Raw genomic sequence first — 26,078 nt, forward strand, 5'->3', positions numbered from 1 at the left:
TTTCGTAGATAAAACCCGCCAAAATAAACCTGTCCCTAAATAGTAGGTTTTAGTGCTTGCCGTTGGCGGAGGCGGCACCGTTGACGTGGTCGCGGGCATAGATCACGCTGTGGACGATGGCCAGACCGGCGGCATCTGCGGCGCGGGCGCAGGTGTCCTGGAAGTCCTCGGCCTCGCGGGCGCGCAGCTGCTTGAGCACATAGTCGGCGACGGCCATCTTACCGGGAGGGTTGCCGATGCCGGTGCGGATACGGCTAAAGTCGCGGCTGCCCATCTTGTCGATGATGGAGCGCAGGCCGTTGTGGCCAGCATGGCCACCGCCTACCTTGACGCGCACGTCACCGGCGGGAATGTCGAGCTCGTCGTGAATCACGAGCAGCTCCTCGGCCTTGATCTTGTACTCGCGGCAGAGCTTGGAGATGGGGCCGCCCGAGGTGTTCATGTACGACTGCGGCTTGACCAGCACAATCTGGCGCTTGCCGCCTTCTTCCTCGGCATCTTTGATATTGATGAGCGCGACCTCGGCGCCGGCCTGGTTTTTCCAGTACGTGACGCCGGCCTGACGGGCCAGCTCGTCGATCGCCTTAAAGCCGGCGTTGTGGCGGGTCTCGGCATATTCCTCGCCTGGATTGCCAAGTCCGGCAACCATGCGAATCTTAAGCGGCTGTGCAGCTGCCATATTTGTCCTTCCGTTACACAAATAGTTCAATCAACGACAAAGGCTACCACGCCCGCCGAAGGCGAGGAAAGGTTGCAGCAAAGTCATTTCAGAAAACAGCTGCCCCGAGACAGCAGGAAGCCCCGGACACGCCGGGAGGGGTTATCAAAGCGAACATCCCGCAGCCGCAAAGCGGCGAGGACGTTCGCGTGATAACCCCGCAGGCGTGTCCGGGGCTTCCGGAGGGATGCGAGGGTCGAGCGACTACAGCGCGAAGTCGCCGCCGACGAGCGTGGAGACGGGCTCCTCGTGGTAAACGGCGGAGATTGCCTGAGCGAACTCCTCGGCGACCGAGATGGTCTTGATCTTGCCGCCGACCTCGACGGGGATGGCGTCGGTGACGACGCACTCGACGATGGGGGCGTCGTTCAGGCGCTCGATGGCTGGGCCGGAGAAGATGCCGTGGGTGGCGCAGACGTAGATGTCGCCGGCGCCCATAGCCTTAAGCTCCTTGACGTTGGCGCACAGGGTGCCAGCGGTGTCGATCATGTCGTCGTTGATGATGCAGGTCTTGCCCTTGATGTCACCGATGATGCCCATGACCTCGGCGGCGTTGTGGCGCGGACGGCCCTTGTGGGCGATGGCCAGGTCGCAGCCGAGCATGTCGGACAGCTTCTTGGCGGCCTTGGCGCGACCCACGTCGGGGGAGACGACAACCAGGTTGTCGGTGTCGAAGTGCATGTCGTTGTAGTACTGGCCAAACAGCGGCAGTGCGGACAGGTGGTTAACCGGGATATCGAAGAAGCCCTGGATCTGGCCCTGGTGCAGGTCGAGGGTGATAATGCGGTTGACGCCGGCGCGCTCGAGCAGGTTGGCGACGAGGCGGGCGGTGATGGGCTCGCGCGGGCCGGCCTTGCGGTCCTGGCGGGCATAGCCGTAGTGGGTGATAACGGCGGTGATGGAGCGGGCGGATGCGCGCTTGGCAGCGTCGGTGGCGATGAGCAGCTCCATGAGCATGTCGTTGACGTTGCCGCCGGCCACGGACTGAATCAGGAAGACGTCGGCGCCGCGGACGGTCTCGTCGTAGCGGGCGTAAATCTCACCATTGGCGAACTGCTTTAGCGTAAGGCCCGAAAGCTCGACCCCAAGGTACTCAGCAATCTTCTGAGCGAGGGGACGGTTGGAGGAACCGGAATACACGCGGATGGACTTGCGCATATTCTCCGACTTCTCGGGATCATTAATCGGCATTACCCTTCTCCTTTATACATCGAATGCCATATAGATGCCTTGTTGCATTGTAACCGCGCGGCGGGGTTTATCGGGTCCTGATAACGTCTTTACCGCCAACGGACACGAACCGACCACTCATCCGGTTGCGCAGGTCACGATAGAAAAAGGAGCCGCCCCCATGGAGCAGCTCCTTTTGTGCTTGGTAAAACGTTATACCTCGTCGTCCTCGTGCAGGCGGCGGCGGTAATCGGCGGCCCAGCCCTCAATATTTACCTGACGGGCGCGGCCCAGACCGAGCGCGTCTGCCGGGACCGGCTCGGTGATGACGGAGCCAGCGGCCACGAGCGCGCCGTCGCCGATCTGGGCGGGCGCGACCATCATGGTGTCGGAGCCAATGAAGGCGTCCTTGCCGATGACGGTCTTGTGCTTGTGCACGCCATCGTAGTTGCAGGTGATGGAGCCCGCGCCCACGTTGACGCCGGAGCCCATGGTGGTGTCGCCGATGTAGGACAGGTGCGGCACCTTTGAGCCCTCGCCGATCGTGGACTTCTTGATCTCCACGTGCGTGCCGGCCTTGGATCCGTCGAGCATGTGGGTGCCCGGGCGCAGGTAGGCGCGCGGGCCGCAGTCGACGCCGTTCTCGATGACGGCCTCGATGGCGATGGTCTCGTCGATGACGCAGCCGCTGCCGACGGTGGTGTCGGTGAGGCGGCTGTTGGGGCCGAGCTGGCACTCCTCGCCCACGGTGACGTGGCCGATCAGGTGCGTCTGCGGCCACACGACGGTATCGCGGCCGATAACGGCATCGGGGCCGATCCAGGCCTGCGTGGGGTCGATGAAGGTAACGCCCTCGGCCATCCAGTGCTCGTTGATGCGGTCGCGCGCGATGGCGGTGAGCTGTGCGAGCTGGATGCGGCTGTTGACGCCCAGGCCGTCGCGGTAGTCGTCGCAGTGGAAGATGGAGACAGCCTGGCCGTGGCCCTTGAGGATCTCGAGCATGTCGGGCAGATAGTACTCGGACTGCGCGTTGTCGTTGCCGATCTCGTTAATGTGGGCGGCGAGCTGCGCGCCGTCAAAGGCGTAGCAGCCGGCGTTGCACTCCAGCAGCGTGGCGGCCTGCTCGGGCGTGCAGTCCTTCTGCTCGATGATGCGCTCGATCTGACCATCGGCGCCCAGCTTGATGCGGCCGTAGCCGAAAGGATCGGGCGGGGTCATGGTCATGACGGTGCAGGCGAGCTCGCCGGTGGCGACGGTCTGTGCGAACTTGGCGACGGTGTCGGCGGTGATGAGCGGCAGGTCGCCGTTGAGCACGACGACGGGGCCTTGCGTGATGCCGCAGGCCTCGAGCGCGACCTTTACGGCGTGGCCGGTGCCCAGGCGCTCGGTCTGCTCGACGCACTCGACCTTGGTGGCGCTGTTGGCGTAGGCGCCGTCGATGAGGGCGCGCATCTCGTCGGCGTGGCTGCCGATGACGACCACGACGCGGCTGCAGCCGGCCTTGATGGTAGCGTCGACGATCCACTGGACCATGGGCTTACCCAGGATCTTGTGCGAAACCTTGCAGTGGTTCGACTTCATGCGGGTGCCCTCGCCGGCAGCGAGGATAATTGCGGTTGCGTCCATGTGATCTCCTGTTACGTTATAGAGACGTGTGTTTGGAAACGATACACGGCGCAATATGATACCGCAGGCATATGACGAGCGCGTAACGATTGGTTTGCGGCGGTTGAGGCTTGCGCCGCCGGCGTGGCGTTTGCACTGCGTGCGTGCGGCGTTGGCGGTGCTGTGGAGCTGTTGCTTGAGCGAGGGGACGGGGGTGCCCGTGGACAACATACGAGAGGAGTTTGGCGGCGAGCCCGTCGCGGCATTCTCGATGTCGCATCCGGCTGTGCCGGCACTCTATATAGTGCTGACGCTGGGGCTCACTATGTTCTCGATGCAGCCGGTACTGATTGCGCTGTCACTTGCGGGCGGGCTGGCGTATGGATTTGCGACGCGTGGGGCTGCCCGCACGCTGGGCGCGCTCCGCTGGCAGCTGCCGGTGATTTTGATCGTCGCGGTGCTCAATCCGCTGTTTAGCGCCTCGGGCTCGACGGAGCTGTTCCGTATTGGCATGCGCGCGGTGTATCTGGAGAGCATGGTATACGGCCTGTGCATGGGCGGGCTGTTTGTGGCGAGCGTGCTGTGGTTTGAGGCCGCGGCGTCGATGCTCGAATACGACAAGGTGCTCGCGCTGCTGGGCAATGCCGCACCGGTGATTGCGCTCATGATCTCGATGTGCATGCGGCTTATCCCGCAGTTTTTGCGCCGCGGCCGCACGGTACTGGCGGTGCAAGATGCGATTGACGTGCCGGGCCGCGCGCCGGCCGACCCCGTGCGCTCGCGCCTGCGGGCGTCGAGCGTGTTGATGGGCTGGGGCATGGAAGATTCGCTGGAGCGTGCGGACGCGATGCGCTCGCGCGGGTGGGGTGCCGCGACGCGTCGTACGACGTATGCGCGGTATCGACTGGGGCGCAGCGACGTTGCCGCGCTGGCCGGGCTCGCACTGTTTGGTGCTGCCGCGGTGGCAGTGGCGTGGACCGCGACGACGCAGTATTCGTTTTATCCGCAGCTCTCGATGCCGGCGCCGTGGCCGGGCTATGTCGTGTACGCTGCCTGGATGGTGCTGCCTTGCGCGTTTCATGCGATTGATGAGAAGAGGTTTGGCTGATGGCTCGGTTGGATAGGGGCCCGGTGTCGGGCGCGGCGTGCGGCCCGGATATTCCGGCGATTGAGGTGCAGGGCCTTAGTTTTGCCTATCCCGGGGCCGAGGCACCGGTGCTCGAGGGGCTTGATTGGCGTGTTCCCCAAGGTGCATTTGCGCTGCTTGTTGGCGGTACCGGTTCGGGTAAGTCGACGCTGCTGTCGCTGCTCAAGCCCGAGATCGCTCCGGCGGGCGAGCGCACTGGTGATGCGCGCGTGCTGGGCGAGAGCGTTGCCGACATGGACGTGCGCGCGTCTGCGGAGCGCGTGGGCTACGTGTTTCAGGATCCCGAGAACCAGATTGTGTGCGAGACCGTGTGGCACGAGATGGCGTTTGGCCTGGAAAACTTAGGCATGTCGCGCGACGAGATGCGCCGCCGTGTTGCCGAGACCAGCTATTTCTTTGGTCTGGAGGACTGGCTTCATCGCGATACCGATACGCTTTCGGGTGGCCGCAAACAGCTGCTGTCGCTTGCGGCCGTCCTGGCCTTGCGCCCGCGCGTGCTGCTGCTCGACGAGCCCACGTCCCAGCTCGATCCTGTTGCCGAGAAAAATTTTCTGCACGCGCTGTTTCGCGTGAACCGCGAGCTGGGTTGCACGGTTGTTGTGGCAACGCACCAGCCGCGCCCGATGCTCGAATATGCGACGTGTGCGTACCGGATTGAGGGCGGTCGCGTGCGCGAGGTGGCGGATATGGCTTCTTTGGGACGCCGAGAATCGCTGTTTTCCGATGACATGTTGGGGTGGGGTGCCATCCGATGTGCAAAAAACGGAGTATTCAGCAGGCGTGAGGACAAATTGGGCTCTCTGGAGCCGCCCGGGGACGTATCGAGCGCGAAAAAAAGTTCGGAACTGGACAAATCGTCCGAATTTGTGGCGCAAACGTCGCTCGAGAACGGCTCGGAGGCCTTCCCGCGCACGGATGGAAGCAGAATACTCCAAAAAATGCACGGCGGGTCGGCTACCACCCTGTCGGAAGGCTGGTTTCGCTACGATCGCGTTGGCGGTTGGGTGCTGCGCGGGCTCGATGTGGCGTTTTCGGCCGGTGCGGTGCATGCGATCGTGGGCGGCAACGGATGCGGTAAGTCGACGATGCTTTCGGTGCTGGCCAAGACTGCTAAGCTGCAGCGTGGCCGCATGGTGCGTGGGACGGCTTCGGCGGCGCTGCTGCCACAGAATCCCAAGGCATTGCTGGTCGCCGAAACGGTGCGCGACGAGCTGATGGAATGGGCCTCGACCTGCGGATACGACGAGAACTTGGCGCGGGAGCGTGCGGCGCAACTGGGATTGGACGGCCTGGAGACGCGCCACCCCTACGACCTCTCGGGCGGTCAGCGCCAGCTGCTTGCGTTGGCAAAGCTGCTGCTGATTGGTCCCGAGCTGCTATTGCTCGATGAGCCCACCAAGGGCCTGGACCTGGCCAGCCGCCGCATTATCGCCCGCGCTCTGCGCGAGCATGCGCAGGCCGGCGGTACCGTCATCATGGCCACGCACGACTTAGACTTTGCCGAGCAGGTGTCCGACGACGTCGCCATGATGTTTGACGGCGAGATTGCCTGCATGGAGCCCCCGGCCGACTTCTTTGCCGACAACGTGTTCTATAGGGCGTGATGGGATGACGGATTATCGCGCCTCGCGCCTACTCACAAAAATGGAGATTCCGCTGCTCCTGGCGGTGCCGGCAGTGATGACTGCGGCGTTGCTGGTGGGCATTGAGCAGGCGGCGCTTGCCATGCTGGTTGTAGTGGCGCTCGTGCTCGCACTGTTTTTTGCGGGCTATGAGACATCACGTCCAGGCCTGCGCCAGATCATGCCCACGCTGGTGCTGGCGGCGCTGGCCGCGGCGGGGCGCATCCTGTTTGGGCCCATTCCCGATTTTAAGCCCGTGAGCGCCATCGCCATTATCGCGGGGGCGACGCTTGGTCGCCGCAATGGTTTTATGGTTGGCGCGCTGGCGGCGCTGACCAGCAATTTCTTTTTTGGACAGGGCATGTGGACGCCGTGGCAGATGTATGCCTGGGGTCTGGTTGGCTATGTTGGCGGCGCGCTGTCGCATGCGGGCGCGTTCGACCGTGCGGATGGAACCGTGCGCATGCCGGCGCTGATGGCGTACGGCTTTGCCTCGGGCTTGCTCTACGGCGTTGTGATCAACGCGTATGACATCATCGGTTTTGTTCAACCGCTCACGTGGGCGGGCGCCATAGCGCGTCTTGCTACGGCGGTGCCGTTCGACATCACGCATGGCCTCGCGACCTGCGTGTTCTTGGCCGCTCTGTACAAGCCCTGGTGTCGCCGCATCAACCGCGTCGTCGTGAAATACGGGCTGTAGGGCTGGTTGCGCCGGGGCGGGAATCAATACTGCCGAAGTGCCATTTCAAAACTATGCCGGTTTACGGGGCTAGATTGGCACAGGCAGACCATACCGGCTTTTTTCGAAATAGAGCAAGCCGTTTACCTGCAGTTTTGCTATTTTGGAATTGCGTATGGTTGGGGGTTCGCGATTTATCCCCGTAAACCGGCATAGTTTTGGAATGGCCGACTAATAATGACGGGCATCGCAGCCCTCAGAGAGTCAATTGATCCGTTTTCTTCCGTCCCCAGACGTCCCCAGGGAATCAGTTGACGGCGCTCGCCACGAAACTGGCCCATCTACTACGTTTAGCCCGACACCCCCAAGCACAACCGCGTTTTATGAAAAACCGCAGGCTTTCTACCTGCGGTTTTCTTTTTGCGTTGTTCGCTGTGGTTGAGGATGGCGGCCTAAACGTAGTAGATGGGCAGGTTTCGTGGCGGGCGGGTTGCGCGAACACGCTCGCAAGACGAAAACGACCCGCCTTTCTCCGCCTTTGGGAGATCAGTTGGGCTAGAGCTCCAGGGCGAGCGTGACGGGGCAGTGGTCGCTGCCGAAGATGTCGCCGCGGATGCCGGTGTCGCGTACGTTGCCGGCGATTGCGTCGCTCACCAGGAAGTAATCGATGCGCCAACCTGCGTTGTTCTTGCGGGCATTAAAGCGGTAGCTCCACCAGCTGTAGACGCCCTCGACGTCCGGATTGGCTGCGCGCCAAGTGTCGGTAAAACCGGCGTTGAGCAGCTCGGTAAACTTGCCACGCTCCTCGTCCGAAAAGCCTGCGTTGCCGCGGTTGGACTTGGGGTTCTTAAGGTCGATCTCCTCGTGTGCCACGTTAAAGTCGCCGCAGGTTACGACGGGCTTGCCGGTTTCGCGCTCGAGGCCTGCCAAAAAGCCGCGGTAGGCATCGTCCCAAGCCATGCGCACGTCGATGCGCGCGAGCTCATTTTGGGCGTTGGGCGTATAGACGTCCACAAACCAAAACTTGTCGAACTCGAGCGCGCAGACGCGGCCCTCGGTTGCGGCTTGGGCGACGAGCTCGGCAGCCCCACCCTTGCCGGCGTAGGGCAGCAGTGCATCGGCGCGCAGCACGCGCAGCGGTTCCTGGCGGCTAAAGACCGCGGTGCCCGAGTAGCCCTTGCGCTCGGCGTAGCTCCAGGTTTGGTGATAGCCGGGCAGGTCGATATCGACCTGGCCCTCCTGCAGCTTGGTCTCCTGCAGCGCTAGGACATCGACATCGAGTTCCTGCGCGATCTGGATAAAGCTCGGGTCCTTTTTGAGCACGGCGCGCAGGCCGTTGACGTTCCACGAGGCGAAAGTGTAAGTCTGAGGCATGGTGTCCTTTCGACGGGGTTGGCAGGCTTAAGATTAGCGCAACAGGGGCGGGGTGGGCTCCGTGGGCGACGGCGCAATCGCAGCCGCCCCGACCAACGTGGACGGAGGACAAACATGACGCAAGCGATAACAGATTCCAAGCAGGCCTCCACCGCGCTGGCGGAGCTGTTCAATACCCACGGGCGTGTGGTGTTCTTTGGCGGCGCTGGTGTTTCCACGGCGAGCGGCATTCCCGATTTTCGCAGCGTGGACGGCCTGTATCACCAGCAGTTTGCCTATCCGCCCGAGACCATGCTGTCGCACAGCTTTTACGAGACACATCCGGCGGAGTTCTTCGACTTTTACCGAACCAAGATGATCGCGCTTAACGCTAAGCCCAACCGCTGCCACACCAAGCTGGCCGAGCTGGAGCGAGCTGGCAAGCTCGATGCCGTGGTGACGCAAAACATCGACGGCTTGCATCAGATGGCGGGCTCGCAGCGCGTGTTTGAGTTGCACGGATCGGTCCATCGCAACATTTGCCAGTCGTGCGGCGCGGTCTATAGCGCCGAGTGGATTTGCTCGCGCGAGCACGAGGACGCCGCGGGCGTGCCCGTGTGCCCCGCGTGCGGTGGTCGCATCAAGCCCGATGTGGTGCTCTACGAAGAGCCGCTCGACGAGCATGTGTTGACCGGTGCCGTTGCCGCCATTGCCGCGGCCGATGCCCTCATTGTGGGTGGGACCTCGCTCGTGGTGTATCCGGCGGCAGGCCTTACGCGTTACTTTACTGGCGATACGCTGGCCATTTGCAATTTGGCGCCTACCGATCAGGATGCAAATGCCGACCTGCTGATTTCTTGCGACATCGCGGCCGCGTTTGCGTTCTAGCCCGTGTGCGCGGATACAATAGAAAGACTGAGTGCAAAGCGACCCCGCCGCCAGCTCCCCAAGCTCGGCGGCGTGGGCATTTTAGGAGGATGTTCATGGCGAACGACAGCAAGACATGGCGGTGCGGAAAGTATGAGCTCAGCTTTGACCGTCCGCGCATCATGGGCGTCCTCAACGTGACGCCCGATTCGTTTAGCGATGGCGGGGAGCACTTCGACCCGGATGCCGCCATCGAGTACGGTCTGGCGATGCTCGACGCCGGCGCCGACATCATCGACGTAGGCGGCGAGTCCACGCGCCCTGGTTTTACCCCGGTCAACCCCGACGAGGAGGCTCGCCGCGTGCTGCCCGTGGTGCGCGCGCTGGCCAAGGAGGGCGCCATCGTCTCGATTGACACGCGTCACGTGGCGGTTGCCAAGGCGGCCGTGCGCTGCGGCGCCTCGATCGTCAACGACGTGACCGGCTTCACTGACCCCAAGATGGTCGAGTTTGTTAAGACGAGCACCTGCGGTGTCATCGTGATGCATGCCGGCGAGGTCGCCGCGCCTACCCGCACGCACGCAACGGTGCAGCTCGATACCTCGGCAGCGGCGTTTGTTGCCGAGAAGGCGCGCGAGGCGGCTGCCGAGGCCGCGCGCGAGGCCGAGAAGCCCGCTCGTCGCCGCCGTGGCAAGCTGCTGGGCGACCCTAAGCCCGAGGCAAAGCTTCCGGGTGGCGTGGTGCAGCCCTCGTTGCCGTTTGGCGAACCTGAGCCCGCGACCGAGCCTGCAAGCGAGCAGGAGACGCCGGCCGCCGAGCAGGCTGCTGCCGCCGAGACCGTCGCGCCCGCGCCCGAGGCCACCGAGGCCGCATCGGAGTCCAATGACCGCCTGGCCGCCATGATGCGCCGCAGCGCCCGCCGCGAGGAGGCCTACGTGCCCACCTCGCAGCTCCGCCGCTTCACCCTGCCCGATTCGGCGCCCATCATGCGCCGCGTCATGGGCTTTCTGTCCGACCAGGCCCGCGCGCTCATCCATGCCGGCGTGTCGCGCGACCGCATCTGCATCGATCCTGGCCCGGGCTTTGGTAAGTCGGCTAACGAGGACATCGTCATCCAGCGCGAGACTGCCAAGATGGCGTCACTGGGCTATCCACTCATGTGCGCCGTATCGCGCAAGCGCTTTGTGGGCGCCGTCTCGGGCGTGACCGAGGCCGCCGAGCGCGATGCCGCTACGTTTGGCGTGTGCCTGGGCGCCATCCAGGCCGGTGCCAACATCGTGCGCGTGCACGACGCCGCGGGCTTTGCGCAGTTCCTGAACGGCTACTGGGCGGTTGCCAAGCCGCAGCCGCGCCGCGCGTTTGTGGCCGTGGGATCCAACTTGGGGCATCGCTGCGACAACATCCGCGCCGCACGCGACATGATCGCCGAGATTCCACTTACCTGCGTGTCCAACTCCTCCAAGATCTACGAGAGCGAGCCGGCCTACGAGACGCGCCAGGACGCGTTTGCCAACGCCGTCATCGAGATCAAGACCGAGTTGGCGCCGCTGGTGCTGCTCGACGAGCTCATGAAGATCGAGGCCGAGCTGGGCCGCGACCGCTCCAAAAAGGCCAAGGCCAACGGTCCGCGCACCATCGACCTGGACCTGCTGTGGATGGACGGCGAGACCCACGGCGGCAAAAAGCTGCGCCTGCCGCATCCACTGATCGGCGAGCGCGACTTTGTGCTGGTGCCGCTTGAGGACCTGATGCACGACCCGGCGCGGTTCTTCCGCTACAACGGCGTTGAGGTCAAGGAGCCCGAAGACCGCGTGGGCCATATCGTGGGCGAATTGGGGCGTATGTAGATGATCGAGATGAACGCTGTAGCCGCCGGTACCGAGCTCGACGCGGCGCGCGACGCGGGGCGCGAGGGTGCGTCCGCGGGCTGGTGCGCTTGGAGCGCGGGCGAGGCGTCGTTGACGTTTTCGCTGGTCGCGCGCCCGGACGTGAACATGCACGCCTTCCACGGCCTGCCATTTATAGCTGCAATGGGCATGATGGACGCGCTCGCGGGCACAGCCGCAACGCCGGGCCTGGGGCTTGCCGGCAAGGTGGGCATCCAGTGGCCGAGCGACATCGTGTGTGGCGCGCCTGCGTTTGAAACGTCGTTTGCGCGCGTCGCCGTCAACGGCGGTGCCGGTGCCGCGGGCATGTTTGCCGCGGTGACGGTGGATATTGAGCGTTCGGCGCTAGGCGAGCTCGGTGTGGATATGGCCGACGAGGTGCTGGTCGAGGCATTGGCCGCGGCGGTGCTCGCTCGCGTTGACGCCTGGGCGGTTGCCGCCAACACACCACAGGGCGCTGCCGGCCCGCTGGCCCCGGTGCTGGGTGAGTACTTCGATATGGTGCCGCTGCTGGGTCGTCAGGTCGCGGCGGTGTCGCCCAACGGCCTGCCGCTCGCGGTCGGCGTATTTGCGGGCCTGGACATCTGGGGTCGCGCGACCATTAAGACTGACGCCGGTGAGCAAGAGTTTCCGCCCGAGGCCGTGCGCATTCGCGGTCTGTAGCGCGCGGCGCCCGCACTCAAAGATAACGATGACAACAAGACCCTCCTCGGCTATGCCGGGGAGGGTTTCGCTTGTTTTGGGAATGGGTTGCCAGCATCCTATTCCTCAAAACTGAATAATTTTCGTTTTTGAGGAATAGGACCGATGCGTTGCCTAGTTCGCCGCTCGCGCTCGACTTAAACCCCGCCTTACCCCAGCCTCTGCATGCGGCGGTAGATTTCGCAGATGCCTTTGATGGTGAGCTGCCCGTCGACTATGTCGAAGGCGTCGGTTGAATCGGCTACGATGCTGGCGAGGCCGCCTGTGGCGATAACGGTGGCGTCCTCGCGCCCCAGCTCGCGCTTCATGCGGGCGACCAGGCCCTCGGCCATGGCTGCGGCGCCCGTTACGGCGCCGACTTTGATGCACTCCTCGGTATCGCGGCCGATGACGTGCTCGGGCGCCTCGAGCGGAACGCTGGCGAGCTTGGCAGCTCGGGCGGCGAGCGCGTCCATCGAAATGCGGATGCCCGGCGCAATCGCTCCGCCAATGTAATAACCATCTTCATCGATGACGTCGATGTTGGTCGCGGTGCCAAAGTCCACCACGATCGCCGGGGCGCCGTAGAAGGTCTCGGCAGCGACGGCGTTGGCGATGCGGTCGGCACCAACGGCCTGGGGACGCGCCGCCCGCAGCTTGGTCACGGCCGCCGTCTGCGGCCCAATGACGATGGCGTCTGCCGCGATGCGGTTGGCCACGGCGTGCCACTCGCGCGAGAGCTGTGGCACCACGCCGGCAAAGGCGATCGCGTCGACCGCGCCGAGCGAGAGGTCGTACATCTTAAAGAAACCCATCAGGCGCACGTGGATCTCGTCGGCGGTATAGGAGCGGTCGGTGGGCATACGCCACGACTGCACCAACTTGTCTCCGTCAAACAGGCCCATGGCCGTCTGCGTGTTTCCCATATCGATAGCGAGCAGCATGTCTACTCCAGGTGTCGGCGTAAAAGGACGCGCACCATTGTATACGCGCCGCCGGCGGCGCTCGACTGCGATTCGTTGACGGTGATATGGGCTGAGGAGTTTAAATATGAAGGAATTATGCTCTACGAGATTTTCCTTGCCGCTTACCGAACTCCCGCGTAATATTCTTTCTTGCGCACATGAGGCGTCCAGACATTGCGGGGTGGAGCAGTCTGGTAGCTCGCCGGGCTCATAACCCGGAGGTCGTAGGTTCAAATCCTGCCCCCGCGACCAAGACTTTTAGCAGCTCAGAGGCATTGTTCCTCTGGGCTGTTTTCTTTTTTGCCTTTCAATCTTGGTCGAATTTTGGTCGAAATCAATTTTAAACAGCTTATTTTAGACAGGGCGCCTGCCTGAACCAGCTAGCACAGAAACTGGGGAGTAGGGATTACAGGCTGTAGGATGCCGACAGACAAGCACTATGCTGCCTCAAATCTGCATTGAGCTTGGCCGGGGCCGTCTCTTTGCCTCAAAGCAGGCGGTGAACTCAGGTAATCGAACCTCTTCGCATTTGTTCTCTAGGAACTGAGCGACACGCTCCTCGCAATTTATGTTGCCGTTATATGCGGAATATCAGAAGAGAGATCGCAGGGCGTAAGTCAGTGCATGAAGGGCTGCCCGTCGTTTTGATAATGACATAATTAAGTGGCAAACTAAAGCGATCGGAGCGACCATGATTCTTGATAGCCTGCGTAACAGCGCGTCTTTTAATGAAACCGACCGAGCTATTGCTACCTATCTGCTCAATCATACCAGCGACCTTAAGACCCTCACTATGGCAAAGCTCGCACAGGAGACTTACACTTCGAACGCGACTATCATCCGCTTTTGCAAGAAACTGGGCCTAAGCGGCTATCGAGAGTTGATCATGCAGCTCATCCAGGAGATAAGCGGAGACTATCTTCTGGCTGCCACCGTTGATCGCAATCGCCCTTTTGACAGCACCGATTCAATTGAGGCCATCGAGGGTAACCTTGCGAATCTCTTGAAGGGCATCATAGATCAAACGAAAATCGAGCTCGATAGCGCCAAATTAAGCATAATCGCCAAGGCGGTTCTTAGCGCCCCACGAATTTACATCTTTGCTAAAGGGGAAAGCTACCTGGCGGGATGCATCTTTCGCAACAATCTTCTTAAGCTCGATCGTCATGTCACCATGGCAGACGACGGAGGCCTGCAGACGCTGCATGTTAAAAACGGCAAGCCCGGCGACCTGTTTTTATTCCTAAGCTACAGCGGCATTCACTATGACTATTCCAAATACGCTGCCACTCTTTCCGAACGCGGAGTCAAGCCGTGTTTAATTACGGCGTTTTCTGATTCGGTGCTCGCCAAGCAATGCGACACTGTCTTGCCCATTCCAAAATCAGAACGCGTGATTGGAAAGGTGGCCAATTACTCTTCTTTGATTTCGCTCACGTATACGCTTCAGGTTATTTATTCGCTTATATTCAATCAGGACTATCAAGAGAACTATCGTGTAAAACGCGAGGCCGATTCGTTCATCTTCACGAGTTTTGCTGAGATCTAGGCATATAAAAGATGGCCCCAAGGCAATTTTGCCTTGGGGCCATCTTTTGCGCTTTTGGTATTTGGGCGGTTCCTTTACTTCAGCTCAGGCCAATAGCCCTTGTTCGCCTCGATCATGTCGTCCAAGACTTCCTTAGCCACGCGTGCTGAGGGAATCGTGCGATTGAGGGTGAAGGCTTCGAGTGCCTTCTGGTAGGAACCTTCGATAACGGCTTCGACCACAAGGCCTTCACAGGCATCCTGCTGTTCGATAAGGCCCTTATAGAAGCGGGGAATCTTCCCGACGCGAATCGGTTCGGCTCCTCGATCAGTGATGTACGCCGGAACCTCGACTGTCGCGTCGTCCGAGAGATTCTCGATTGCACCATTGTTGGGTACAATCACCAGCTGGCGATGGCGCAGGTCTTTTGCCAGAGACTTGACGACATCGACAATGAACCTGCCGTGGACGCCTACATAGAACTGCGTGAGATCTACCTTTTCACCACGCTTAAGCGCCGCAGATGCGTCGAAGATGCGCTTTTCGCGGCCGTTTACGACCTGCATGCCACGCGTGTTATTGATGTCCATGTACTCCACGCAGGCATCGGGCAACAGATAATACTGGTAATAGGTGTTGGGGAGGTAATCCTGGAATAGCGTAGAAATCGTTGCCGCATTCTCGAAGGTGTGGGCCCAATCTGGGTCCTTCACCAAGGCGTCATTGAGGCTTGCTTCGGAAATATAACCGTATTTACGCACGTGCTCTTTGAGCTTATCCGTAACATCGACGCCCTTGCAACGTACGTTGGTAAACCACCCAAAGTGATTGAGGCCAAAGTAGTCGACCTCAATGTCGTTGAGTTCGCACCCTAAAATCTCTGCCATGCGGGCTTCAATCTCCACTGGCATATCACAGATGTCAAGAATGCGAGCGTTAGGACGCAGCTTGTGCATTGCCTTGGCTACGATGGCAGCGGGGTTGGAGTAGTTGACGATCCAGTAGTCCTTGCAGGCATACTCCTCGCAGAAATCGACAAGCTCGCACATGGGGAAGATGGTTCTCATGCCATATGCCATGCCACCTGCCCCGCAGGTCTCTTGACCGACTACGCCATGGCGCAGGCTGATTTGCTCATCCTGGATACGCATCTTGAGCCCGCCCACGCGCATCTGCGCCATAACAAAGTTCGCATCTGTAAACGCCTCTTTGGGGTCGACGGTTACATGCAAGGGGATCTCGGGAGCAAGGTCATCGATAACCGCTTTAACCACCACGGCGACTGTGTCTTGGCGCTCCTCGTCGATGTCATAGAGCCAAAGCTCGCGTATTCCTAATTCATCCTTTTGGTCGATCAGATCTTTGACGATGCCAGCGGTATAGGTGCTGCCGCCGCCGCAGATGACAATCTTGTATCCGTTCATGTTGTTCATGCCTTTCAAATCAAATTGAGCTGCAGACAATCTTGGTCACTATCTGCACGAAGTAGGTAGCGATGTTGATGACCGCCGCCATTCCTGCAATGCTGCCTGCGTCCGCGTGCCTTCCTGAACGCCGGGTCCAAACCGCAGCGAGTAGACCCAGGAGCGGCCAGATAAAACCACATGCGAATGCAGCCATAAGTACGAGAAGACCCCTTGTCGACTTTTCTTTGTACATGTTGAGCAGGCGTTCGAACATGCCTCGGATTGAATGAAACGTTTTGGTCAACATGAGGTCTCCTCGCTTATCGCCTGTCGATTAGGCGATCGTTAATCTTCCAGATTAAGGATGGGACGTAGCAGGTCGTAGACGGAGTGCACGTTGGTTCCCACAACAATCTGGACATTGGTACCGTTCTTAAACAAGCCCTTGTCGATAGCCTTCTTGATGGTCTCTTCGTTGACCTTGTTGGGATCTTTGACTTCGACACGGAGACGAGTCATGCAGCAGCCCATGGTGTTGATATTGTCCTTGCCGCCAAGGCCGTTGATGATGTTCTGCACCATCTCCTGCTGTTTTGCGTCGACTTCCGGAGTTCCGGAGGACTCGAGGGCATTGTTGTCTCCGGAGACTTCTGCAGACCACTCTGCGGAACGGCCGGGCGTCATGAGGTTGAGTTTCTTGATCACCATCGCCAGAACGATGAACGAAACGGCGGCAAACACGATGCCCAAGACGATGTAAATCGGGAACTTGGTGACGCCCATTGGCAAAGGCAGGCCGAGCGTGAGCAGCTCGATGCCACCGTACATGTTAAGCAAGCGGACTCCCAGGACAAACAGGAGCATCTCGCCCAGTCCGTAGAACAGGCTGTAGGCAACCCAGAGAATCGGAGACGCGAACAGGATCATGAAGTCGAGCGGCTCAGTGATGCCGGAGAGCATGGCGGTGATGTAAATGGGCACCAGCATGGCTGCGACAGCTTTTCGATTCTCCGGACGGGAAGTCGCAATCATTGCGAGCACGGTGCCGAGGGTTACGAATTCCTTGCCAAAGCCGAACATGGCAAAGCGGACAGAGGGGTCGACTGTGGTGAGGGATCCGTCAGCGATATGGGGAAGCTCGGCATAGAAGATGTTTGCTGCGCCGGAAACACTCTGGCCGGCGACGACCGCCGTGCCGCCAATCGCGGAGTAGTCAAACGGCATCCACATAAAGTGGTGCATGCCGAGAGGTACGAGGACGCGGTTCAGGAAGCCGTAAATGAAAACGCCCAGACCACCCGAGGCTGCGATGAATGAAGAAGCGTTGCTGATGGCGTTGGCGATAGGGGGCCACACGATAGTCGCTCCGATGCCGAAGACAATGCTCAGCGGAACCATCGCCAGAAGGGCCAGGCGAGGTCCGCCGTAAATCCGGATATACTCCGATACCTTTACGTCGATCAGTTTGTTATAGAGCCAACCGCAGAAGCATCCGATGAGTACGCCGCCGAAGACGTTGACATCGGTAACTTGAAGACCCAGTACCGTTGCCTGGCCAGTGCCATACAGACCCATCGCGCCGGCTTTTGCCAGCTGATCGGTGAGCGTCAGGTAGGCGTTGTTGACATACAGGAACATGAGGTAACTAATAAGTCCAAACACTGCCGCGTTGGATTTTTGCTTCTTTGCGAAGCCTGCCGTAAGGCCGACTGCGAAAATCACCGGCAGGTTGCCGATCACCGCGGAGTTGGTTGCCGCGGAGAGCAGCGTGCCCAGATCTGCGACAACTCCGCTGCCGAGCGAGCATACCGTGGCGATGGCCAAAATGATGCCCGTTACCGAAAGGTACAAAATAGGGTCGACGATAACGCGGCCAAAGTTCTGGAAGGCCGTTTTGACTTTATCCATCTCTTCCCCTCTCTTAACTAATCTCGGGGACTTGCCCCTTGGGCAGAGGAGGCGCTCACATGCTTGCCGGCGTTGGATGTTGATGTCCGCCTCTGTTTACTGGCTTCATGATAGTTAGCGTGTTCGCAAAACATGCGGGGCGGAACAAACGGTGCTTAAAAACGAGCTTGATAGTCTTTTTCGTTGTTACCATCTTTCCACTTCGGCCAGCGGTATTTATTTTTAGGCAAACGGCTTTGGGTGCGAGCGGCTGGTCGTGTCTTGATTTGCCAGGTCCGTCTCTATTCGCATTAGGCTTGCGTGAAGTTTGGATATTGAGGAGACGTTCCGACTCTTGCCATCCGTGCATCCTGGAGGAAAGGAGGAGGAGCCGAAAAAGCTCTTCCCAACAGAGGACTATGAATACAGGCTGGATCCGTCGTATGAGCCAAAGGACGAAGGAGGAACAGACGCTATGCCTCCAGCAGAGCCCAGGAACAACCGGGTGTTCTCTCTGCTCCAGAAATACAACCGGCATGGTCTTCTGGTTCCAGTTGGCGCCGACCATATGTGGAACGCGGCGATGGAGAGCAAGTTCTGCCGGTTGACGCTCCTCGGCAAGCATTATCGAAGGCTTGCGGACCAGGGCCTACTTTGACATGTTGACTAACGAGGCTTTCAGCGATCATGCTCAAACTTTAGGGCTTGTGGCAAGAGGTCGGATAACGCTCAAGCCGTTTGATGCTCATCGAGGAGCTTTAGCTTCTCGATGAGCATCTTCGTCAGCTCCTCGTCTTGGATGAGGTCTATGCCGAAGCACTTCTTTCCCGCGTCCTTGAGGGATGCGCCGATGTGATACGCGGTCGCACCGTCGAGGATAAGGAAGCGGTCGTGGAACGTTCTGGTGCGGCGGACGGTGAGCTGCGGGTACTGTGCGTTGAACACGTCGACATCGCCTTGCGTGAGCCGGTTGCCGGACGTGTAGACGGTCACCGCGACGCCCTTGCGCTTCTTTGCGAGGATGTTCAGGGTGTGGACATCTACGTAGCCATCTACGAGGGAGATTTCGCGCTCGGCGCGGCCCACGAGATCTGTCAGCAGGCTGAAGGCGTCGAACATCTGCCCGGCGAAGAAGATCCGCTGGGGTTTCTCGACCTCGCCTTCGAGCAGGCGGAACACCTGGTTGAAACGCTCGTTGGTCGATTGCTGAAACGCCGCCTGACTCAACTCGACGCCGCGCAGCCGCTCAAACAGGGTGGCATTTTCGGCGAGGAGGTGGCGCATGGCGACAAACGCCCTCATGATACTGATACTGGTCTGCACCGCCACTTCGCTGCGTAGCACGCCGGACAGCATGGCTATGCCCTGCTCGGTATAGGCATAGGGGAGATAACGTCGCCCGCCGCGGCCCTCCATGGTCTTTGAGGTTCCAATTTGGCACCTCAAAGACTCGTCCTCCTCCTTGGTCAGTTGAAAACGGAAGTCCTCGGGGAATCTGTCGGCGTTGCGTGCGGCGGCGCGGTTGAGATTCTTTGTCTCTACCTCGTATAACCGAGCGAGATCGGTGTCGAGCATGATTTGCTGCCCACGGACGGTATGGATTAGGGGCTCTATGTTTGCGGAATCGGGCAGGGCTATCGACGCGCTCGTTTCGACCGATTCGTCCTCGGCATCAAAATCGCTCATGGTTCCTCGATTCAAAGATGGGGACGCTCCTGCGTCGAAAGCATTTTATCATCCTGGGCTTTGTCGCCTGCCGGTCCAGCGGCGATGACCCCTGACGTTAGGGAGGGAGTGTGCTTCGTCGTGGCGACGTCTGCCCTAAGCCTCCCTCGCCATGACGGTGATCCGGCTCCCGTCGATGGTGATGGGCGCGCCCGCCCCGCGCTGGATCTCCAGGAGATCGGCGGCTTCGCGGTCGTTCCCTCCCATCATGCGCGCGTACACGTCCATCGTCATGCTCGACACCTCGTGGCCGAGCCTCCCCTGCACGCTCTTCGGGTCGATGCCGTTGCCGATCAGGAAGGTGGCCTGCGTATGCCTCAGCTCGTGGAAATCGTAGCCGACGTAGCGCCTCCGCTTGCGGCCGCCCTCCTCCATCCTGCCGAGGCCGTGCTCGATGAAGTAGCCCTTCTGCCACGTCGAGAAGTTGCCGGGGTCGTGGAAGCCGAAGTCGCTGTCCGAGCACACCGGGGTGTCCGGGGTCTGGGAGAGGCCCTGAACCTGCATCCGCCTCGCCTTCGAGCGGGCGGAATATCCGGTCGAAGCGCTCGTCGGTCGAATAGAATGGTCGGTCTATTTCGCACCTTTGTCGCAGTAATGTCGCACCTCTGTCGCAGTAATGTCGCACCTTGGCCGCGGTGGCATCGATGACCCAAGGGGTTACCCCTTTGTCGCTCCCCATGGCTAACTAATGCCGGCGTGCACCGGCGCGGCGTGAATTAGGGAACTCTGCTGTGGGGTTGGGAACCTTTACTGGGGGGCTGCCGTTGGCCAAATCCCATCCCGGACATGACGGTCCCGTTTCCGGACATTCGCGGACAATGTCCGGAAACGGGCTAAAAATGTCCGGAAAAGGGATGAAATGTCCGGAATTGCGGGGTTGGCCCACGCCCGGGCTGCCGTGGCGCGGTCCTCGGTATGACGGCGGGGCGATGCCGTCGGCCTGTCCGCTTTTCCACTCGGGCTTCTGGTCTCTAGCCTCTCAAACAAAATCTCGATCTGTAACAGGTGGGCCCGATTTGGGTGGCTAGATGTTACAGATCGAGACAGGCCAGCGCGCCGGTTTCCGTTTATCTAAATCTGTAACACGAGGGACGGATTTTGCCGAGTAGCTGTTACAGATTTAGATCTTCCGGCAGCACGGTTCGGTTTGTCTCGATCTGTAACACCTGGGGTCGTTTTTGGCCGATAGATGTTACAGATTGAGATGTTTTGTTGGGACGGTTTCTGTTGTCTCAATCTGTAACAGGTAGGAACCAAAAGTCGGTCTAGATGTTACAGATCTAGATTGTTGAGGATGGGTTGAGAGAAATGTCTCAATCTGTAACATCTAGGGTCATTTTTGGTCTGTAGGTGTTACAGATCGAGATTTTCCGACGGAACGCTTCCGTTTGTCTTGATCTGTAACAGGTAGACCCCGGTTTTGCTGAGTAACTGTTACAGATCGAGACAAACCGGCAGCCGGCCCCGCCCCATCCACCTGCCGCTACCTGCTGTCTGCCGATTTCCGTTGCGCCACTGTGCTCCCATGCCATATCCTCTAGACAACTACGCGGCAACATCGCCGCCGCGCCTACAAGAGAGGAATGTCCATGACCGCACCTGCATCCAAGCTGCTCCAGCCCATTACGGTTGGCCCCCTTGAGCTCAAGAACCGCATTATGTTCCCGCCGCTAACCACCGGCTACGAGGAGCGCGACGGTTCCATCGGCGAGCGCAGCCTGGCTTTTTACGAGCGCCTGGCCCGTGGCGGCGTGAGCTACATCGTCATCGGCGACGTCGCTCCCGTTATGACCGCAAGCCCCACGCCCAAGCTGGCGACCGACGCTCAGATCCCCACGTTTAAGGCCCTGGCCGACGCCGTCCACAAGCACGGCGCCAAGGTCGCGCTGCAGCTGTTCCACCCCGAGTACGACGTCCCCGGCGTCGGCCGCATGGTCATGGGCTCCATGGCCGCCGCCAAGGCCGCGCAGGAGGCCAAGGCCGCCGGCGATGAGGAGACCTTTGCCGCCAAGATGGCCGAGTCCAACGAGATTCGCAAGCAGGCCTACGCCAAGCTGCACCACGACATGCAGCACTTTGTGAACGAGGCGAGCGTGGAACAGCTCACCCAGATCAAGGAGGCTATCGCCGCCTCGGCCGCCCGCGCGCAGCAGGCTGGCATCGACGCCATCGAGGTCCACGGCGACCGCTTGGTGGGTTCGCTATGTTCGGCCATCCTCAACCAGCGCACCGACGAGTACGGTGGCTCGTTCGAGAACCGCGTCCGCTACGCGCTGGAGGTCGTCGCTTCCATTAAGGAAGCCGCGCCGCAGCTGATGGTGGAGTACAAGCTCCCCGTGATCATGGAGAACCCCGACGGCACGCCGCGCGGCAAGGGTGGCCTGCAGCCCGACGAGGCCTGCGAGTTCGCCAAGCTGCTCGAGGGCGCGGGCATCGACATGATCCAGGTCGCACAGGCCAACCACACCGGTAACATGGGCGACACCATTCCGCCCATGGGCGCCATGCCCTACAACTGGACGCTGCCTGTGGCCGAGCGCGTTAAGGCCCTGGTCTCCGTGCCGGTGGCAACCGTCGGCCGCGTGGTTTCGGTCGAGGCCGGCGAGAAGATCCTGGAGGATGGCGCGGCCGACATCATCGCCTACGGCCGCTCGCTCATGTGCGACCCCGACATTGCGCTGAAGGCCGCCACGGGTGAGCCCATCCGCGAGTGCCTCAACTGCAACAAGGGCTGCGTCGATGCGATTCAAAACCGCAAGTACATCTCGTGCGTGCTCAATGCCGAGAACGGCGACGAGGCGACCATCGCCATCAAGCCGGGCGAGGGCGACAAGAAGATCGCCGTGGTGGGCGGCGGCATTGCCGGCCTGGAGGCCGCGCGCGTGGCGGCCAAGCGTGGCTATGATGTGACCGTCTATGAGGCGAGCGACCATCTGGGCGGCCAGATTGTGCTGGCGGCCGCGCCTCCGCGCAAGGACGAGATCATGCGCTCGGTCGAGTACTACGAGAAGATTCTGCCCGGCCTGGGCGTGAAGGTTGAGCTCAACCATGCCGCTACCGCCGAGGACCTCAACGCCGCCGACGCCGCGATTGTGGCTGTGGGCGCGCACGACGTGGTCATTCCCGTATCCGGCGCCGATTCGGACAAGGTCGTCTCGAGCTGGGACGTGCTGGCCGGCAAGGCGGAGCTTACGGGCCGCGTCGCCGTCATTGGCGGTGGCCTGGTGGGTACCGAGACTGCCGAGTACCTGCTGCAGCACGGCTGTGAGGTGGCGATCGTCGAGATGCTCGACAAGATTGCCGCGGGCGAGTCCGAGACCATTCTGCCGCTGATCATGAGCGACTTTGCCGAGCACAACGTGGAGCAGCACGTGAAGACCCGCCTGACCGCCATTACCGACGAGGGCGTGGAGGCTGTTCGCACCACCGAGGACGGCGCCGAGGAGCCGGTGAAGATCGCCTGCGATTACGTGGTGATGGCCGTGGGCTCCAGGGCCAACGCGTTTGACCTGGACGGCGTGACGGTGCCCGTGACCTGCGTGGGCGACTGCTCGGGCGAGCGCACCGCCGACATTGCGAGCGCCATTCGCACGGCATATCACGCGGCCAACGAGCTGTAGTTAACTTCGCGGCCAGGCGGGGCGGTAGCACGGATCCGCCCCGCCCGACTGCGTCCCTGCGCACATAGACCATCAACCGGGGTGGGGCCTGCAAGAACAGCGGGCCCCACCCCGGTTTTGGTGCAGGGGGCAGATTAGTTTGCACCAAGTCCTTGGCATATGGGCGTGGCTGCTGTTCGTAATCTTTAAGACATCATTAAGGCTTGCGTTGTGGAGCAAGCCGCAGGTCAATGCTATTCTTTTACCTTATCGTACGGTGTTGTATTCTGCCTGAATTCTCTACCTGCGAACAACGGATAAACGCGACCGAGCGGAAAGGATGGCACGCCCGCTAGCAGGGCAAACGCAAACGATGAGTGGCATGGACCGACATAGCGAGCTCCAGCAGCACAAGACGGCGGCCGAGTACCGCCAAGCTGCCGACGAGCATGTGCGGACCCTCAAGGATTTCTGGAAGGATTTCCTGGTGAGCGGTCTGTTTGTGCTGGCCGCCATCGTTGCCATCTTTGCATGCCTGGCCTGGTTTGCCGCGAATAACCGAGTGAGTGCCACGGGGAGTACGATCGGGGCGAAGGGCCCACGGTTTGTGCTCTCGGGAACGCAGGGCGGCACGGCAGGTAAGTACGACGCCCAGGACAACTACGCGTCGGACAGTACAAGCCTTGCCGTGAACAATCTTTTCAACCTCAATAACATGAGTGCCGATGGCAGTCTTTCTCCGGGGTCGGCGGGCCAGCTTCAGCTCAACGTCAAGCCGCTCTGCAACGACCTGCACGATATTACGGTGGAGATGACCTGGGAGATTTCTGTCCAGACGAGCGTTGCGGGCACGGACGGCACTGCTACGGACGCATCGAAAAATGAAGAGATCATCAACTCGCTTAAAAATCTGGTGCGCGGCCATATCTTGGTTTTCCAGGGCAAAGACACCTCTGGCTTTTACTCCAATCCGCTGGTTCCCACGACAACCACGGTGACCCAGGACGGAGCGAGCGTCACCGTCATCACGCAGAGCTTTACCATTCCGGCGAAGAGCTTTCGTGCTGAGGGCTCAAACAATACGACCGAAACCGTCACCAAAACCCTCTACTGGATTTGGCCGGAGCAGTTCAAGAGCTATGTTCGCACGGGCAACGCCGGCTACGGTGGCAACCTTTTCGCTAACACAGGCGACGAGGGGGGATACACGACCCTCGTCGGCGACATCAACAATAACCACGCGTGCTATTTCCGCGCCGATAGCACGAGCGTGCCAGGTCAGGCGCCTAGCGCGGTTCCGCCTGTCGGAGCCGGCATGTCCTCTGCGGATGTGGAAACCTGCGCCAATTATTACAACAACGCCGACGAGATTATCGGCAAGAACGTCAAGTACATTCGCGTGCGCTTTACCGCCAAGGAGGCGGATAAATAAATGGACGAGCAGCTTAATGCCCGCGAGCAGGGCGATATCAAACACAACGAAGGAGCGGCACACCCCGGCGGCAACGGGTTCGGCTCGCACGGCGAAGCGCGTCCGGCTGGCCGCATCGAGCGTATCAAGGCTTGGGTGAGCGGCCACCGTCGCGAATCCCTTGCCATCGTGGGTCTGGTGGCCGTGCTTCTCGTGTTGCTGGGATTGACGCTCGGATGGTTCGTCGATGCCAATCGCGGCTCCACCGTTGGCAAGATCAAGGAGCCGGCAGAGCTCAAGGTGCTGGGCCCCAACGCTACGGCAGCCGAGCAGATCGACCTGAGTTACAACCCCGAATACGGCGATACCAAGACCGGCAACACGGTGACGCTCAAGCGCCCGTTTTGCGTGCAGACGGGCGGCGATGGGTTTGAGCTGCAGCTTGCGAATACGACCAACATTAAAGGTCTTACTATTGAGCTGTACAGAGCCGAGAACACGTCTGCGCTCCAGACGCCCGACGTGAGCGGTACCGCAGGCGGCAAATCTTATAGCTGGAAAGCAACCGGAGAGAACCTGCTGACGAGCTTCATGCCCATCAACGACGCGGGTGATGGCCTGGCAACCGAGCCGGTCCCCGGCGCAAGCGACCCTACATTCAAGGACTATCAAAGCGTCCAGCGCAACGCGCGCCCGCTCTACCGATACAAGGTGTTCAACAAAGACGAGCTCAATGCCAAGACGCTCGACGGCTCGACTGGCAACGACACGCTTAACTTCATCATCAAGCTTTCGTGGGACGAGAGCACCAAAGAGACCGACGTGATCTACCTGATCGCGCGCAACACGAGCGGTAAGTAGGAGAGGGGGCGCACATGGAGAAGCAAGGGAGGCAGCAGGATGCCGAGCGCGAGCAGCTGGCAAAAAGCAAAAGCCTAGTCAAGAATAAGCTGGTTGTGGCGGCAATCGCACTTGTTTGCGCCGTGGCGCTCGTGACGGGTGGTTACTTTACCTATTCCGCCTACACCGCCAACGGATTTCTAAAGTCCGTCGCCGCAACGGGCACTGCGCAGAGCCTATTTGCAAGCGATTTGCTCACGGGCTATATGAGTGCGCCTAGCCCCGACGAGCTCGCCCGTGCCCAGCGCTCCGTTACGGTGTATCCCAACAACAGGCAGTGCAACTTTACCTTTAGCATCTACAACTACTTGCTGGGCAACAGCAACTTCTGCAACGACAAAAATGTGACATACACCTTGACGGTCGAGGGGCACGGGCTCGATGGCGCCACGTGGAGCTATGCGCCCCAGCCCGGTAGCAGCGTCACGCTTCCGGAGAATCAACCTACCAAGAACGACTACACCGTGACCTTCCCCGAGGGTAAGTTGGGACAAGCATACTTTGTGATTAAGGCCACGGTCGTATCGGAGCAGAGCCCCGGCACCGAGCTAGCCTGTCTGGCGGCGAAAGTCGTGCCGTCAAAGAGGGCCGAGGTCAAGACCGCTGCGGTTGAGGGCGCGCTGGTCTATGAGGCTGGCAAGTTTGCTGATTACGCTGCGTACAACTACCGCGTGACGGTTACGGGCGCACCGGCAAACGTCACGCTCGCGTGGGGGGAGAACGTGGAGATCGACCCGTTCTTTGAGATCAACCATGGCGCGACGGTGGATGCTGCAGCTCGCAAGGCTACGTTCACCATGGAGCCGGGTTCGATGGTCGTCAACTTTTACCGAGCGGACGGCAAAACGCCCGGTGGCTGGGGTGACCTGGGCATTAGCGTGAGCGGAACCACCCAAACGGGCACGACGGAGACTCAATAACTCTGGAAG

The 26,078-nt window shown here is 60.5% G+C and carries 22 protein-coding genes and 1 tRNA gene; 13 read left to right on the forward strand and 10 right to left on the reverse strand.

Annotated elements, in window-relative coordinates; genetic code table 11:
- Positions 1-49: 49 nt before the first annotated feature.
- The 3 genes from pth to glmU form a co-directional block, all read right to left on the reverse strand.
- Positions 50-679, reverse strand: coding sequence for an aminoacyl-tRNA hydrolase (pth, locus tag DW823_RS02615; protein ID WP_199574314.1), 630 nt, complete (start codon positions 677-679; stop codon positions 50-52).
- A gap of 243 nt (positions 680-922) precedes the next feature.
- Positions 923-1,909 carry a ribose-phosphate pyrophosphokinase gene (locus DW823_RS02620; protein ID WP_089573682.1) on the reverse strand — a complete coding sequence of 329 codons (987 nt, stop codon included), beginning with the start codon at positions 1,907-1,909 and terminating at the stop codon, positions 923-925.
- A gap of 192 nt (positions 1,910-2,101) precedes the next feature.
- Positions 2,102-3,514: a bifunctional UDP-N-acetylglucosamine diphosphorylase/glucosamine-1-phosphate N-acetyltransferase GlmU gene (glmU, locus tag DW823_RS02625; protein WP_117637148.1), complete on the reverse strand. Its 1,413-nt coding sequence runs from the start codon at positions 3,512-3,514 to the stop codon at positions 2,102-2,104.
- A 199-nt stretch (positions 3,515-3,713) separates the two neighbouring features.
- Here glmU and DW823_RS02630 point away from each other — a divergent pair, with 199 nt between their 5' ends.
- The 3 genes from DW823_RS02630 to DW823_RS02640 are packed head-to-tail and all read left to right on the forward strand — an operon-like array spanning position 3,714 to position 6,962.
- Positions 3,714-4,601, forward strand: coding sequence for an energy-coupling factor transporter transmembrane component T (locus tag DW823_RS02630; protein WP_233542964.1), 888 nt, complete (start codon positions 3,714-3,716; stop codon positions 4,599-4,601).
- Positions 4,601-6,244, forward strand: coding sequence for an ABC transporter ATP-binding protein (locus tag DW823_RS02635; RefSeq protein ID WP_118080068.1), 1,644 nt, complete (start codon positions 4,601-4,603; stop codon positions 6,242-6,244). The genes DW823_RS02630 and DW823_RS02635 overlap by 1 nt, the downstream gene beginning before the upstream one ends.
- A gap of 4 nt (positions 6,245-6,248) precedes the next feature.
- Complete coding sequence (locus tag DW823_RS02640; RefSeq protein ID WP_118080070.1) at positions 6,249-6,962, forward strand: DUF6580 family putative transport protein; 714 nt, start codon at positions 6,249-6,251, stop codon at positions 6,960-6,962.
- A 534-nt stretch (positions 6,963-7,496) separates the two neighbouring features.
- Here DW823_RS02640 and DW823_RS02645 read toward each other — a convergent pair.
- Positions 7,497-8,315 carry an exodeoxyribonuclease III gene (locus DW823_RS02645; protein WP_118080072.1) on the reverse strand — a complete coding sequence of 273 codons (819 nt, stop codon included), beginning with the start codon at positions 8,313-8,315 and terminating at the stop codon, positions 7,497-7,499.
- Positions 8,316-8,429: 114 nt separating this feature from the next.
- On the opposite strand from DW823_RS02645, the gene DW823_RS02650 reads away from it, so the two are divergent.
- From DW823_RS02650 to DW823_RS02660, 3 genes are all read left to right on the forward strand, one after another.
- The gene (locus DW823_RS02650; RefSeq protein WP_118080074.1) at positions 8,430-9,182 is read left to right on the forward strand and encodes an NAD-dependent protein deacylase; all 753 of its coding nucleotides are present in this window, start codon (positions 8,430-8,432) and stop codon (positions 9,180-9,182) included.
- Between the two features lie 95 nt (positions 9,183-9,277).
- The gene (folP, locus tag DW823_RS02655; RefSeq protein WP_117756946.1) at positions 9,278-11,008 is read left to right on the forward strand and encodes a dihydropteroate synthase; all 1,731 of its coding nucleotides are present in this window, start codon (positions 9,278-9,280) and stop codon (positions 11,006-11,008) included.
- A complete protein-coding gene (locus DW823_RS02660) occupies positions 11,009-11,710 on the forward strand; it encodes a hypothetical protein (protein WP_118080076.1) in 702 nt (233 codons plus the stop codon).
- 188 nt (positions 11,711-11,898) lie between these two features.
- On the opposite strand, the gene DW823_RS02665 is transcribed toward DW823_RS02660, so the two are convergent.
- Complete coding sequence (locus DW823_RS02665; RefSeq protein WP_118080079.1) at positions 11,899-12,672, reverse strand: type III pantothenate kinase; 774 nt, start codon at positions 12,670-12,672, stop codon at positions 11,899-11,901.
- 196 nt (positions 12,673-12,868) lie between these two features.
- Between DW823_RS02665 and DW823_RS02670 the strand changes: the two genes are divergently transcribed.
- Positions 12,869-12,945: transfer RNA gene (locus DW823_RS02670), tRNA-Met, on the forward strand.
- 439 nt (positions 12,946-13,384) lie between these two features.
- Positions 13,385-14,242 (forward strand): MurR/RpiR family transcriptional regulator, encoded by an 858-nt coding sequence (locus DW823_RS02675; protein ID WP_118080081.1) that lies wholly within the window; start codon positions 13,385-13,387, stop codon positions 14,240-14,242.
- A gap of 74 nt (positions 14,243-14,316) precedes the next feature.
- Here DW823_RS02675 and DW823_RS02680 read toward each other — a convergent pair whose 3' ends face one another.
- From DW823_RS02680 to DW823_RS02690, 3 genes are read right to left on the reverse strand one after another with little or no spacing between them, the layout of a single operon-like run.
- Positions 14,317-15,645, reverse strand: coding sequence for a 6-phospho-alpha-glucosidase (locus tag DW823_RS02680; protein WP_118080083.1), 1,329 nt, complete (start codon positions 15,643-15,645; stop codon positions 14,317-14,319).
- 19 nt (positions 15,646-15,664) lie between these two features.
- Complete coding sequence (locus DW823_RS02685) at positions 15,665-15,934, reverse strand: hypothetical protein (RefSeq protein WP_055285366.1); 270 nt, start codon at positions 15,932-15,934, stop codon at positions 15,665-15,667.
- Between the two features lie 38 nt (positions 15,935-15,972).
- Positions 15,973-17,535: a PTS transporter subunit EIIC gene (locus DW823_RS02690; protein ID WP_118080086.1), complete on the reverse strand. Its 1,563-nt coding sequence runs from the start codon at positions 17,533-17,535 to the stop codon at positions 15,973-15,975.
- A gap of 307 nt (positions 17,536-17,842) precedes the next feature.
- Between DW823_RS02690 and DW823_RS02695 the strand changes: the two genes are divergently transcribed.
- A complete protein-coding gene (locus DW823_RS02695; RefSeq protein WP_195536040.1) occupies positions 17,843-18,172 on the forward strand; it encodes a hypothetical protein in 330 nt (109 codons plus the stop codon).
- A 71-nt stretch (positions 18,173-18,243) separates the two neighbouring features.
- Here the strand turns inward: DW823_RS02695 and DW823_RS02700 are convergent, their stop codons facing one another.
- Positions 18,244-19,200, reverse strand: a complete 957-nt coding sequence (locus DW823_RS02700; RefSeq protein WP_118080089.1) for an ORF6N domain-containing protein — start codon at positions 19,198-19,200, stop codon at positions 18,244-18,246.
- 135 nt (positions 19,201-19,335) lie between these two features.
- Positions 19,336-19,743, reverse strand: coding sequence for a tyrosine-type recombinase/integrase (locus DW823_RS02705; protein ID WP_118080091.1), 408 nt, complete (start codon positions 19,741-19,743; stop codon positions 19,336-19,338).
- Between the two features lie 1,085 nt (positions 19,744-20,828).
- On the opposite strand from DW823_RS02705, the gene bilR reads away from it, so the two are divergent.
- From bilR to DW823_RS02725, 4 genes are all read left to right on the forward strand, one after another.
- Positions 20,829-22,859, forward strand: a complete 2,031-nt coding sequence (gene bilR, locus DW823_RS02710) for a bilirubin reductase, long form (protein WP_233542965.1) — start codon at positions 20,829-20,831, stop codon at positions 22,857-22,859.
- A gap of 361 nt (positions 22,860-23,220) precedes the next feature.
- On the forward strand, positions 23,221-24,270 hold the full coding sequence (locus tag DW823_RS02715) for a hypothetical protein (protein WP_117637158.1): 1,050 nt from the start codon (positions 23,221-23,223) through the stop codon (positions 24,268-24,270).
- Positions 24,271-25,110, forward strand: coding sequence for a hypothetical protein (locus DW823_RS02720; RefSeq protein ID WP_118080095.1), 840 nt, complete (start codon positions 24,271-24,273; stop codon positions 25,108-25,110).
- Between the two features lie 14 nt (positions 25,111-25,124).
- Positions 25,125-26,069, forward strand: coding sequence for a hypothetical protein (locus DW823_RS02725; protein ID WP_118080097.1), 945 nt, complete (start codon positions 25,125-25,127; stop codon positions 26,067-26,069).
- Positions 26,070-26,078 lie beyond the last annotated feature (9 nt).

Source organism: Collinsella sp. AM34-10 (assembly GCF_003469185.1).
GTDB lineage: Bacteria > Actinomycetota > Coriobacteriia > Coriobacteriales > Coriobacteriaceae > Collinsella.